This is a genomic window from Kiloniella laminariae, from assembly GCF_027214005.1.
Classification (GTDB): domain Bacteria; phylum Pseudomonadota; class Alphaproteobacteria; order Kiloniellales; family Kiloniellaceae; genus Kiloniella; species Kiloniella laminariae_A.
In genome coordinates, this window is sequence record NZ_JAPWGY010000005.1 from 55,594 (window position 1) to 68,478 (window position 12,885).

The 12,885-nt window shown below is 48.1% G+C and carries 13 protein-coding genes; 2 read left to right on the forward strand and 11 right to left on the reverse strand.

Annotation, left to right across the window (positions count from 1 at the left end; translation table 11 throughout):
• The 3 genes from O4H49_RS14195 to O4H49_RS14205 all read right to left on the reverse strand — a co-directional run bounded on the left by O4H49_RS14195 (position 1) and on the right by O4H49_RS14205 (position 2,647).
• Entirely contained in the window at positions 1-1,404 is a 1,404-nt protein-coding gene (locus O4H49_RS14195) for a type II and III secretion system protein family protein (protein WP_269424106.1), read from the reverse strand.
• On the reverse strand, positions 1,401-2,291 hold the full coding sequence (gene cpaB / locus O4H49_RS14200) for a Flp pilus assembly protein CpaB (protein WP_269424107.1): 891 nt from the start codon (positions 2,289-2,291) through the stop codon (positions 1,401-1,403). The genes O4H49_RS14195 and cpaB overlap by 4 nt, the downstream gene beginning before the upstream one ends.
• Before the next feature lie 158 nt (positions 2,292-2,449).
• The gene (locus O4H49_RS14205) at positions 2,450-2,647 is read right to left on the reverse strand and encodes a Flp family type IVb pilin (RefSeq protein WP_269424108.1); all 198 of its coding nucleotides are present in this window, start codon (positions 2,645-2,647) and stop codon (positions 2,450-2,452) included.
• 335 nt (positions 2,648-2,982) lie between these two features.
• Between O4H49_RS14205 and O4H49_RS14210 the strand changes: the two genes are divergently transcribed.
• A complete protein-coding gene (locus O4H49_RS14210; protein ID WP_269424109.1) occupies positions 2,983-4,479 on the forward strand; it encodes a cobyric acid synthase in 1,497 nt (498 codons plus the stop codon).
• 198 nt (positions 4,480-4,677) lie between these two features.
• Positions 4,678-5,661 (forward strand): GlxA family transcriptional regulator, encoded by a 984-nt coding sequence (locus tag O4H49_RS14215; RefSeq protein ID WP_269424110.1) that lies wholly within the window; start codon positions 4,678-4,680, stop codon positions 5,659-5,661.
• Positions 5,662-5,705: 44 nt separating this feature from the next.
• Here O4H49_RS14215 and O4H49_RS14220 read toward each other — a convergent pair whose 3' ends face one another.
• The 8 genes from O4H49_RS14220 to O4H49_RS14255 form a co-directional block, all read right to left on the reverse strand.
• Complete coding sequence (locus tag O4H49_RS14220; protein ID WP_269424111.1) at positions 5,706-6,395, reverse strand: fumarylacetoacetate hydrolase family protein; 690 nt, start codon at positions 6,393-6,395, stop codon at positions 5,706-5,708.
• Positions 6,396-6,531: 136 nt separating this feature from the next.
• Positions 6,532-6,903, reverse strand: coding sequence for a HesB/IscA family protein (locus tag O4H49_RS14225; RefSeq protein ID WP_269424112.1), 372 nt, complete (start codon positions 6,901-6,903; stop codon positions 6,532-6,534).
• Positions 6,904-6,967: 64 nt separating this feature from the next.
• Positions 6,968-7,369, reverse strand: a complete 402-nt coding sequence (locus tag O4H49_RS14230) for a DUF59 domain-containing protein (protein WP_269424113.1) — start codon at positions 7,367-7,369, stop codon at positions 6,968-6,970.
• Entirely contained in the window at positions 7,369-8,634 is a 1,266-nt protein-coding gene (locus O4H49_RS14235; RefSeq protein WP_269424291.1) for a cysteine desulfurase, read from the reverse strand. The genes O4H49_RS14230 and O4H49_RS14235 overlap by 1 nt, the downstream gene beginning before the upstream one ends.
• Positions 8,635-8,681: 47 nt before the next feature.
• A complete protein-coding gene (sufD, locus tag O4H49_RS14240) occupies positions 8,682-10,013 on the reverse strand; it encodes a Fe-S cluster assembly protein SufD (RefSeq protein WP_269424114.1) in 1,332 nt (443 codons plus the stop codon).
• Entirely contained in the window at positions 10,013-10,762 is a 750-nt protein-coding gene (gene sufC / locus O4H49_RS14245) for a Fe-S cluster assembly ATPase SufC (protein ID WP_269424115.1), read from the reverse strand. The genes sufD and sufC overlap by 1 nt, the downstream gene beginning before the upstream one ends.
• Positions 10,763-10,822: 60 nt before the next feature.
• Positions 10,823-12,280 carry a Fe-S cluster assembly protein SufB gene (gene sufB / locus O4H49_RS14250; protein WP_020593606.1) on the reverse strand — a complete coding sequence of 486 codons (1,458 nt, stop codon included), beginning with the start codon at positions 12,278-12,280 and terminating at the stop codon, positions 10,823-10,825.
• Between the two features lie 45 nt (positions 12,281-12,325).
• Complete coding sequence (locus O4H49_RS14255; protein ID WP_269424116.1) at positions 12,326-12,793, reverse strand: SUF system Fe-S cluster assembly regulator; 468 nt, start codon at positions 12,791-12,793, stop codon at positions 12,326-12,328.
• Positions 12,794-12,885: the final 92 nt, after the last annotated feature.

Sequence of the window (12,885 nt, forward strand, 5' to 3'; positions counted from 1 at the left end):
TCACTCCACAATAAAAGTGGGTTCTGAGTGAAACAGGTTGGTTTCTTCTCTGTCTTCCCCTCCATTAGTGGGGGCATTAGTTGAAGGCCCCGCCAGCCGTGATGGAGCTTCGGTTAACACGTTTTCCTTTGTGTAGGGATCCGTTGGCAGGGCAATCGGTCTGTTCGAGGGGGTTACCAAATAAGGGGTAACCACGATAACAAGTTCACTTTCATTGTTCTGAAATCGCTCGCTTTTAAATAATCGACCGAGAATTGGGATATCTCCAAGCCCAGGAACTTTGCTGGTGACTTGAGTTTGATTGTTCAGAATCAGGCCTGCAATGGCAAAGCTTTGGCCAGAACCAAGGTCTACTGTCGTTTCTGCTCTTCGGGTTGAAAGGGCAGGGATCTCCAGATCGCCAAGAATGACAGCGCCATCCGATGATAGTTGACTGACTTCAGGTCTCACCCGAAGGGAGATCCTGTTCTCTCCAATAATGGTGGGGGTAAAGGCGAGGCTGACCCCAAATTCTTTGAATTCAATTGTGATTACCCGATTGCCTTCGTCAACTTCCTGACCGACAGGAACCGGAAACTCCCCTCCTGCAAGAAAGGTTGCGGTTTCTCCCGAAACGGCGGTTAGGTTTGGTTCGGCGAGAATGGTCACCAACTCATCCTGTGCCAAAGCATCAATTAGAACATCAAGGTTGAAATACTTTCCTACAGTGGAGGTGATCCCGAGAAAGTTTGGTGGGGTTGTAGCAAGAACGGTTGATGTTGTTGTCGTTAGGGGGATCGTGGTCGTGCCGTCGTTAAAGCTTGTAAGGGACCAGTTGAAACCGAACTGATCTATGACCTCATTTCTTACTTCAGCAATTCGTACTCTCAGATGGACTTGATCGGATGCTGCAATATTCATTTGCGAAATAATTCGTTCTGTTTCCGGGTCGATAAAACGTGCTGCTATGCGACCTGCATTATCGACATCGACCAGGTTTTTGACTTCACCGGTCAAAAGAATTCCGCTTGTGATTGATGTTGCCTCTATATTGTTGCCTGGAATAGCCTTTTCTAGCGCTTCATCAAGTGCTGCCAGATTGTGTGAGACTTTGATCGGAATGCTGGCGATGACCTGATCAGCACCATCAACAGCAAAAAGTGATGTTGTTCCTGATTTTATACCAAAGACATAGACTAACCGAGCTGACTTTACATTGAGATCAGCTACAGCGGGGTTAGCAATGAAAATATTGGATGCGGCCCGGGGGAGTTTGATTAATTTACCTTCACCGATCTCTATTTTGATAGCTTCAGAGTCAGCTTCGATTGTCTGGACGCTTTGTTGCGATAAAGCTGTGGTAGACAGAAATCCGAAAAAGATAAGTGAAATAATAAACAGGGATTTCTTGAGTGACTGGATCATTGTCCACCTACGATGACAGAACTGTTTCCGCGGGAGACAACCAGACCACCTCCACCAGCCGGAGTCTTCCCTTTGGAGAGGACCTTGCTTGCTTCATAATCCCAAGTGTAACTATCGCCTTTTACTGTTTCTTCTTCTATGACGGCAGATCCGGTCTCAATAATGATTTGCATTTCCTCTTCATTTTTTGCCAGAGGCCGAAGACTTAAAGAGATGCGACCAAGGTTGGTTGATACCGCGACAATCTCGACCTGAGCAGGGTTCATTTCCAAAGTAACCGTCTTGGCATTGGCATTTGTCTGGCCTTCTTCGGTCTGCAGATCAGTGCCGAGGGCCAGAACGCGGACGTTGGTAAGGATTGTTTCACTGACCTTACGCTGATCAGTTGCATCTTCAGAATTTTGCAAATTTTGAGTAAGGATGAGATCAACGCGATCTCCGGGGAACACAAGTCCGCTTACACCAGTATCACTTGATATTCCGATTGATACTGCGCGTTGTCCAGGCTTGAGAACCGCAGCAAGAAAACCTCTTTCTCCCGGACTGACAAATTTACTGAGAAGGATAGGCTCACCTGCATCAATGTTAGATCTGGATACTCTCCCATTAAGGGATTCCATTTTGAAGTCTTCTTTTGTCAGGTGCTGGTCTGTCGCAAATTTTCCAGGCCAGGGTTGCCAGGAAAAATCGGATTCGTTGACAAATTTCCCCAGAGGGATAGAGCTTTGGGCAACCAGTATATGAACATCAGCCTGTACTGTTTCTGCTGTGATCTGTGCCGTTTGCGCAGACATGCGGTTTGCCTTCAACCAGTTGTTGGCGATAAAGGCTGTTCCCGCACTTAACAGGAGCGCTATGAGGATAAGAAGTATTCTGCGTGCCATCATGAGGTCATCGTATTTGAATAGGGTAAATGCTTCGTAAATACAAAAAAATGAAATGGATTATTATCATAGACTTAAAGTAAAAAAACTGGCTCAGAAGAGCCAGTTTTTTTACTTTAAGTCTATGATAATTGTAGCAGAATATATTCTGATACTTAAGTTTATGTTCCAGCAGGAGGAGGGGTTGTTGTTGCGGATTTAAGTGTTGTGTCAACAGAAGTAAAGATACCTTCCAGAGACTCACCCATGCTAGTTAACGCAGTAATTGCTGCAACAGATACCAGAGCGGCAATAAGGCCATATTCGATCGCGGTTGCACCGCTTTCGTCGTTCAGAAATTTTTTCATCATATTAGTCATGTTCGGGGCTCCTGTTCCTCTCGAAAACCTGCGATCATATTGACACTTACTTATTAACAAATAGTAAATAAAGTTAAGTGCTGTGATTTTTTATAGAATACATTTTATCTATATTTAAGTAGTGTTTTTTATTGAAGTAAAGATAATTGCAAATACTTTTGTATTGTATGTATATAAAATTTTATATTAAACCGAAGTTATTGTGTGGAGTCTGATGTAAGCTTAGTCCGACTGGGGCTTAATACCTTGGTCGCTTTTGGTGCCTTTGATAAATATTCGAAACAATGTAGAAGCAAAGTTCTTAAATGATTTCTGGTCGTTAAGTGAGGTGTCAGATGGCGTGTGCAGTAATGTTTCAGGGAACAGGATCTGATGTTGGGAAATCTTTGCTGGTGGCGGGATTGGCCCGGGCATTGAGCAATCGAGGATTCAAAGTACGCCCTTTCAAGCCCCAGAACATGTCAAACAATGCGGCTGTTACGGCTGAAGGGGGAGAGATTGGTCGGGCCCAAGCACTCCAGGCCAGAGCTTGTCGGATCAGACCTTCGACAGATATGAACCCTATACTGTTAAAACCGCAAACAGATCTGGGATCACAGGTTATTGTACAGGGGAAGATTTGGGGCAACACAACCACGGGCAACTATTGGCAGAAGCGCTATGAATTGATGTCAACTGTTCTGGAGAGTTTTCAGCGTCTTTCATCTGATGCAGACATTGTACTGGTCGAAGGTGCTGGAAGCCCGGCGGAAGTGAACCTCCGATCTGGCGATATTGCTAATATGGGGTTTGCTGAAGCGGCAGATATTCCTGTTATTCTGATCGGCGACATTGATCGGGGGGGGGTCATTGCGTCAATTGTCGGGACAGCTCACTTGATTTCCCTGCAAGAACGTAGCCGGATACAGGGTGTCTTGATTAATAAATTCAGGGGGAACCTTGCTTTATTTGAGTCAGGTTTGAAAATCATAGAGGAGAAAAGTGGTTTTCCTTCTCTGGGAGTTGTTCCCTTTTTTCCAGCCGCACGCAAACTGCCGGATGAGGATGCCGTTGCAGTCCAGTCTTCTCGTTCACCGACAGGGCTTTCCCAAAGAAGTATCCGGATTGCTGTACTTCTGATTTCCCGGATATCAAATTTTGACGATATGGACCCCCTGATTGCCGAATCAGATGTGGAACTGAGCTTTATTCATCCCGGAGAGGTTCTGCCAGCAGATTGTGATCTGGTGATTTTGCCCGGGTCGAAAGCAACGATTTCGGATTTGGCTTTTCTGAGAGAACAGGGATGGGATGTTGATCTGGCTGCACATATTCGTCGAGGAGGCAATGTCGTTGGCATATGTGGAGGCTATCAGATGATGGGCATGACGATCTCTGATCCTGACGGGATCGAAGGAGAGCCCATGACCGTTTCTGGATTGAAACTTTTGCCGGTGGATACTGTATTGACGCCGGAGAAAAAACTGATGGAGGTTTCTGGTTGCGATGCAGCGGGCAATACTTTTCTGGAAGGGTACGAAATGCATGTGGGGGTCACGACGGTTCGTTCCGGGGGAGAGAATGTGATGCCGATGCTTTATCTGGGAGATGATAATCGACCAGAGGGATGTTTGATCAAGGGCGGGCAGGTTTCCGGTTGTTATCTGCATGGGTTGTTTTCTTCCGACGGTTTCAGAAACAGCTTTCTCAGCCGAATAAAAAGCCGGACAAATCATGATTTCTCTTATGAGGCCGAAATCGACGCGACACTTGATGCCCTGGCAAACCATCTGGAAGAGCATGTTGATATTGACAGAATACTGGAAATTGCAGGCTATAAACCTGAGGCGTGAATTTGGTTTACCCAGTGTCGTTTATGGATAAGGTTCAGGTGTTCTGGTGCAAGATAAGGGTCTGGGTTTTCGATTTTATAAAACAGGCTGAACTATCTCAACGATAGTATAAGGCAGGGGATTTTTCTGAATTAACAGGGCGTGGTAATGCTTGATTTCCGTTATGAAGGGCGACCTATCAATGTGAAGGTGCTCCTGATGCCGGAGTTTCCTCAAACCGATGCTTCTATGGTCATTGATGTTATGCGGGTGACTAACAGGGTCAGTGGACGAGAGATCTTTCGCTGGCAGCTTCTGAGTGAGCAGGGTGGGGCCGTTACGGCAAGCAATGGAACCTCTATCAATAATACCAGGATTATGTCGGAAGAGGACATGGCAGACACAGACATGATTATTGTCTGCGCCAGTTATCAGATTGACCTCTATACGACATCGGCGATCAAAGCCTGGTTACGCAAGGCGGACCGTAAAGGTATTGTTATCGGCGGTGTGGAGAGTGCGTCCTATGTGCTTATTCTCTCGGGGCTTATTCGGCACTCGCCAACAGCTATTCACTGGGAAATGCTGGCACATGTGAGGGAGCGGTATCCTGAAATAGACATATCCAATGATCCCTACGAAATTCATGGCAAGCGGTTCTCCTCAGCAGGAGGAACCGCCACACTTGAGATGATGCTCAAGCTTGTTGGTTATCTATACGATACCAGTCTGGCGACAGAAGTTGGTTACCAGTTTCATCACCCCCAGGTTCTTGCACTGCGAGATGGCGAGCGTGACAAGCGCACCGTGAGTCTGAGGTTACGGGTTCATGAACCGAGTCTGATCAAGGTCGTGGAAATCATGGAGCAGAATATAGAGTTTCCGTTGGAGATAGAGGAGCTGGCCAAAGATTTGCCGATATCACGACGGCAGCTTGAGCGGCTCTTTCGTAAACATCTTAATGATACCCTGACCGGTTATTATCTAAAATTGCGTTTGCGCTCTGCTCGCGAGTTGTTGCAGCAGACGTCAATGTCTGTTTTTGAGGTGGCTCTTGCCAGTGGTTTTGCGTCTGCACCCTATTTTTCAAGGGCCTACAAAAATCGCTTTGGGGTTTCTCCCCGGGCTGACCGGCAGAAATATCTTTCGTCTTATGGCCGGTCGGGTATTCCTGAGATCCAGGTCGCCAACCAGATACATTAACCAGATATATCAATCGGTATCTTTGAACTGGTTCTCTTCTTAACTCAGCTGATCCTGAAGACCAGCGGCTCGAGTCCTTCAACTGTTGCCGTGACAATCTCTCCCCTATGAAGGGGGCCAACTCCCGCAGGAGTGCCTGTCATAATGATATCGCCAGAGCGAAGCTCGAAGAGACGGGAAAGGTGGACGATAATATTTTCGACCGACCAGATCATGTCACCGAGTTGGGCCTTTTGTCTTGGCTCGTTATTCACAGTAAGGCAAATCTCGGCTGAATCTGGCAACCTGGTATGTTTTTCACAGGGCGTGATCTTTCCGCAGGGAGCGGACAGCTCAAAGGCTTTGGCAACATCCCAGGGATGACGGTTGTCTTTACAGATTTTCTGTAGATCCCGGCGGGTGAGATCGACACCGACGGCAAATCCAAAAACATGCTGCAGGCTCTCTGAGGCAGATATGTTTGTCCCCCCGCTTTTGAGTGCGACAACAAGTTCGACTTCATGATGAAAGTCTTCTGTCGCAGATGGGTAGGGAACATCTCTGCCTTCGGGAACAAGTGCTTCAGCGGGTTTCAAAAAGAAAACCGGGGTTTCTGTTTCCGGATTCCCGCCCATTTCACGGGTGTGTTCGGCATAATTCCTGCCGACACAAAAGATGCGTCGGACAGGAAACAGCTTTTCATTTCCTGCAATGGAGAGACTGGTTATAGCAGCAGGTTCGAAAATATAGGTCATGAGGTGCTCTTTTTCAGAAATAGTAACTGATAAAAGCACCTCTTATCGGAGAGGGGAAGGGAAAACAGCCCAGAGAAAACAGCCCAGAGAATTCAGCCGGGCGAAATCAACCGGAGCGAAATCAACCGGAGCGAAATCAAACAGGGAGTTCTGCAGTATTGCTCTCTGGTGCGACATGGAAGCTTTCACCACAGCCACAACGCCCTGCTTCATTTGGATTGCTAAATACAAAAGCGCTTTGGAATTTGTCTTCGACAAAATCCATCTCACTGCCGATCAGATACATGACGGCCGTTGGAGCGATAAAAATTTTCACCCCTTTGTCTTCAACCACGTCTTCAAATTTTTTCTGTTCGTGGGCGTATTCGACAACATAGCTCAGGCCCGAGCAGCCTTTTGTGCTGATACCAACGCGTAATCCCAGCACACCGTCCTCGGGGCTCTGGTCGATCAGTTTCTTCACACGCGCGGCTGCTGCATCTGTGAGGGTGATCAATTTTGGCATCATCTTCTTGGCGCCTCTTCGTCAATAGGTAACTGGAGTGTAGTCTACTATATGTAGGGGCTGTTCCCTACATGAAAAGCCCCAAGGCTAATTGAGCATCTTCGCTCATCATGTTTTGATTCCAGGGAGGGCTCCAGGTAAGAACCACTGTTACCTCTCCAATTCCCTCAACCGCTGCAACAGCTTCTGCCACCTGCCCAGGCAATTCTCCGGCAACAGGACAGGCTGGTGCGGTGAGTGTCATGCTGATATCCACGTCACCGTTTTCTGCAATGTCGTGCTTATAAATCAGGCCAAGATCATATATGTTCACCGGAATTTCCGGGTCGTGAACCGATTGAAGAGCATCTATAATTTGAGCTTGGGAGGCAATAGCTGTGCCTGCTGGTAACGGGCTTCCTGCTTTTGCCATAAAGCCTTCTTCGGCATTTGGCAGGAAGTCACTCAGGGTTTTTCCATCATTAAACATCAACTGAAAAGCTCCCGAACTTTTTCCAGGGCATCAGCAAGAGCATCAACTTCTGCGCGGGTGTTGTAAATTCCAAATGAAGCCCGGGCCGTTGCTGGCAGATCAAAACGCTGCATCAAAGGTTGGGCACAATGGTGTCCAGCGCGAACGGCAACTCCACGACGATCAAGGATTGTGCCTATATCATGAGCATGTGCTTCTTCCATGATAAAGGACAGGATGCTGGCTTTTTCTTTTGCCCGACCAATAATTGTCAGCCCGGGAATACGACTGAGACGTTCAGTGGCATAGGCCAGAATGCCGTGCTCATGGGCAGAGATATTCTCTTTCCCAAGGGCTTCGACATATTCAATTGCTGCTCCGAGGCCGATGGCTTCAACAATCGCCGGCGTTCCTGCTTCAAACCGGTGCGGGGTGTCCTTGTAGGTTGTTTTCTCAAAGGTAACGAGATCGATCATTTCACCGCCACCCTGATAGGGAGGCATACTGTTCAGCAGATCTCGTTTGCCGTAGAGAACACCGATACCACTTGGGCCATAGACCTTGTGCCCGGAGAAACAATAGAAATCGGCATCAAGATCCTGGACATCAATGATTGCATGCGGTGCGGCCTGACAGCCGTCGACCATGACCTTTGCCCCATGTTCGTGGGCGACACGGATAATGTCCCTGATGGGGGTTACAGTCCCAACAGCGTTGGAGATATGGGTGATGGAGACCAGTTTTGTTCTCGGGGTAAAAAGCTTCTCGTATTCATCGAACAGAAAGTTGGCATCCCCGTCAATCGGGACAACCTTGATAACAATACCGATCTGGTCTCTGAGCAATTGCCAGGGAACAATATTGGAATGGTGTTCCATATGCGAGATGATGATCTCGTCCCCTGCTTTGAGGAAATGCCTGCCGTAACTGTGAGCCACCAGATTGATTGCTTCGGTTGCGCCTTTGGTCAGAACACAAAGCTCAGGAGATTCCGCATTGATAAAGCGGGCGGCTGCGTTACGTCCGGACTCAAAGGCCTCAGTGCAGGTCTGGCTCAAACTATGAACACCACGGTGGACATTGGAATAGTAGGTTTCATAGGCTTCCTGCATGCGATCCAAGACCTGGCGCGGCTTCTGGGCGGAAGCAGCACTGTCTAGGTACACCAGGGGACGACCATAAATTTCCCGTTTAAGAATAGGGAAATCTTCCCGTACTTTTTCCACATCAAAGGCGAGGAGGGAATTGTCTCCTGCTCTGTTCGCCTTGGTCGGTTTGTCCATCGTGCTATCCATACTCATCTTACTTGATCCCCAGCCAACAAACAGAGCTATTGAGGGTTTTGTCCAAGCCAGGAGGCAATTCTTGTCAGGAAAAGATCTTTTAGATCTTCGTTCTGGAGTGCTTCCACGGCATCAGCGAGAAAGGCATTCACCAACAGAGACTGAGCCTGTTCTCTGCTCAAGCCCCGGGATCGCAGATAAAACAGGGCGTCTTCATCGATCTGGCCTGAGGTACAGCCATGACTGCAGATCACATCATCGGCGAAGATCTCGAGCTCTGGTTTAACGTCAACTTCTGCCGTATCAGACAGGAGCATTGCCCGGTGAGACTGGTTGCCAACGGTTTTCTGTGCCTGTTCATGAACAATGATCTTGCCTTGAAACACGCCGCGTGACTTACCAGCCAAAATGCCTTTGATAACTTCATCGCAGCTGGTGTGAGGTGTCTTGTGATCAACCCGGGTGGTGATATCACAGTGCTGGTCATCCTTGAGCATATACGCGCCGTTGATATGGCAGGACGAGTTGGGAGCAACCAGATTGACATTAATATCCGAGCGGGCCATCCGACCGCCAGTGTTCAGGATAAAGCTGTCATAGCTGGAACCATTGCCGACATCTGCTTGAACCGAGGAGACGTGAAAAGCGGATGCGTTGCTTTCCTGGATACGATAATGATGCAGTGTTGCATTCTCGGACAGGGTTACATCTGTCACAGAGTTTGAAAAATAAACGTGAGATTCCCTGTCTGCGACCTGCTCAAGGATTGTAGCCTTGCTGCCTGCTCCGACCGTAATTACATTCCGATTATGATAGGAACTCTGTGGGGTCCCACTACCGAAATGCAGAATTTCTATGGCCTTGTCCAGAGAAATATCCTTGGCGATTTCAATAATAAATCCATCTGTCATCAGCGCGGTATTGAGCGCGACCAGTGGCTGCTCTTGCGCAAGATCCCGTGGCTTCAGGTTTTGCTGAAGTTTATTGGCTACGGCGGGTTCTGACTGTAGCGCTGCAGCAAAGCTCTGTAATCGTACGCCTTTGGGCAGGCCCTTGTCCGAAAGTTCTTCTGAATAAAAACCATCAACAAAAACCAGACGATGTGATTTTGTTTCATCAAGTAACCGGGGCAAGTCGGTAACTGAAAGGCTTTTCTCTGCTTTGGTAACGGGTGCGAGAAACTGCTGTTTGCGCAGTGGATTCAGGCTTGTGAATTTCCACAGTTCTGTTTTGGCAGAGGGAAGCCCCACTTTCTTGAACAGGGACAGGCCATTGTTGCGCAAATTGGCAAGCCAATCTATATCGGCACCGGGCAGATGATTTTTTGCCTGATCAAAGTGGGCAATGAATAGGTCCTGATCGTTAGCAGATGTCATCATCAGGCTGCCTCACCGGAATAGTCAGCATAGCCTTTCTCTTCTAGTTCAAGAGCAAGCTCTTTACCGCCGGAGCGACGGATCTCGCCGTGGGCAAGTACATGTACCTGATCTGGAACAATGTAGTTGAGAAGGCGCTGATAGTGGGTAATCACCAGGATAGCATTATTCTCGGAACGGAGTTTGTTTACGCCGTCGGCAACGATGCGCAGCGCATCGATGTCAAGTCCGGAATCTGTTTCGTCCAGTACGGCTAGTTTGGGGTTAAGTACAGCCATCTGGAGAATGTCGTTACGTTTTTTTTCACCACCTGAAAAACCAACATTTACAGCACGTTTCAACATATCGTCCTTGATGCCGAGTTCTTTGGTTTTCCCACGGAGCATTTTAACAAACTCCATGCCATCAAGTTCTTCCTCACCGCGGTATTTACGTTGAGCGTTCAGGGCTTCTTTCAGAAAAGTTGTGTTGGTCACACCCGGAATTTCAACCGGGTACTGAAATGCCAGGAAGATACCTTCACCAGCCCGCTCTTCAGGCTCGAGTTCGGAAATATCCTTGCCGTCAAAAAAGATTGATCCTTCGGTGACTTCATAGTCATCGCGACCTGCCAAAACGTTGGCAAGCGTTGATTTCCCGGATCCGTTCGGGCCCATGATGGCATGAACCTCACCCTTGTTGATGGTCAGGTTAATACCTTTCAGGATGGATTTTCCTTCGACTTCGGCGTGAAGATTTTTGATTTCCAACATAGCGCTTAACTCTTCTCTTTAAATCTTTAAAATTCAGTCTGGTTTATGGTGAGGGCGCGTCTAGCCGACGCTGCCTTCCAGACTGATACTCACCAGTTTCTGTGCTTCAACAGCAAATTCCATTGGTAGCTCCTGAAGTACTTCCCGACAAAAGCCGTTCACAACCAGGCCAACCGCATCTTCTTCGGAAATTCCACGTTGACGGCAGTAGAACAGCTGGTCTTCGCTGATCTTTGATGTCGTGGCTTCGTGTTCTAGCCGGGCAGAACGGTTTTTGCTTTCGATATAGGGGACGGTATGGGCACCACAGGTATCACCAACCAGCAGAGAGTCACACTGGGTGAAGTTACGGGCTCCTTCTGCCTTGGCACTCACCCGGACCAAACCGCGATAGGTATTCTGGGATTTCCCGGCAGAGATCCCTTTCGAGATAATTCGAGATGTGGTGTTTTTCCCCAGATGGATCATCTTGGTGCCGGTATCGGCCTGCTGACGTCCATTGGTAATGGCAACAGAGTAAAATTCTCCGACGGAATTATCACCCTGAAGAATGCAGCTGGGGTATTTCCAGGTAATTGCCGAACCCGTTTCAACCTGGGTCCAGCTGATCTTTGAATTTTTCCCGCGGCAGATCCCGCGTTTGGTGACAAAGTTATAAATCCCGCCCTTGCCCTCTGCATCGCCGGGGTACCAGTTCTGGACAGTCGAGTATTTGATTTCAGCATCGTCCATGGTGACAAGTTCGACAACAGCAGCATGCAGTTGGTTCTCATCACGCATTGGGGCGGTACAGCCTTCCAGATAGCTCACGTATGAGCCTTCATCCGCAACGATCAGTGTCCGCTCAAACTGGCCGGTGTTGAGCTCATTTATCCGGAAGTAAGTCGACAGCTCCATGGGGCAGCGGACGCCTTTGGGAATGTAGACAAACGACCCGTCGGTAAAGACTGCCGAGTTCAAGCAGGCGTGTTTGTTGTCGCCGTAAGGGACCACCGATCCCATATATTTTTTAACCAGTTCAGGATATTCCTGAACTGCATCAGAGATGGAACAGAAAATAACGCCGACTTCCTTGAGTTGCTCGCGGAAAGTCGTAGCAACAGAGACAGAATCAAAAACATAGTCTACAGCAACCCCGGCCAGAACTTCCTGCTCGCGGATCGGAATACCCAGTTTTTCATAGGTTTTTAAAAGCTCGGGATCAACCTCATCCAGACTTTGAGGACGGTCTTCGTTGCTTTTGGGAGCCGCATAATAGTAGGAGTCCTGGTAGTCAATTGGGGCATGCTGCAGTTTGCCCCAGGTCGGTTCCGGCATTGTCAGCCAATGGCGATAGGCCTTTAATCGCCATTCCAGTAGCCATTCCGGTTCGTTTTTCTTTGCTGAGATAAAGCGGACAGTATCTTCGCTCAACCCTTTGGGAGCCTTATCGCTTTCAATATCAGTAACGAAACCGTATTTGTACTTCTCCATCTCAAGTGATTTGACTTGTTCGACGGTTTCCAATGTGGCTGCCATATCTAGTACTCTCCTACCGGAATGTGTTTCTTGCTTTCGGAACTGTTAGGCATCGACAGTGCCCTTGGATCTTGTTTCCGGTTTTTGTTTATCAATCATAAAACTGTTTTCGAAGTCGATCATATCCGCCAGCGTGACGGTTTTCAGAGCTTCTGCGACGACACTGTTAACCCGGTTCCAGTTGCCCCGCATCGGACAGAGGTTCTCGACCGTGCAGTTGTCTGCCGCACCATCAACGCATGCGGTCAGAGCAATAGGACCTTCTATCGCCTGAAGGATATCGGCTACGGTAATTGCTGTCGCATCCTGATGGCATATATATCCGCCTCCGGCACCGCGCAACGAAGTGATGAGCTCTTGTCTGGAGAGAAGGCCAAGGATCTTGGCAACAGTCGGCAGCGGCAGTCCTGTCTCTTCAGAGAGTTGAGGTGCAGTGACAACATGTTCTTTTTTCCGTGACATCTGTCCAAGAACAACAACGGCATAATCCGTCAGCCGGGTGAGGCGAAACATAGCTTTTCTCCATACTGGACTAATTTAGTCCGATTTTTTAAATAGCTCAAAAATGCCAAATTGCAACTGCTTTTTAACAATTTTTTCTGATT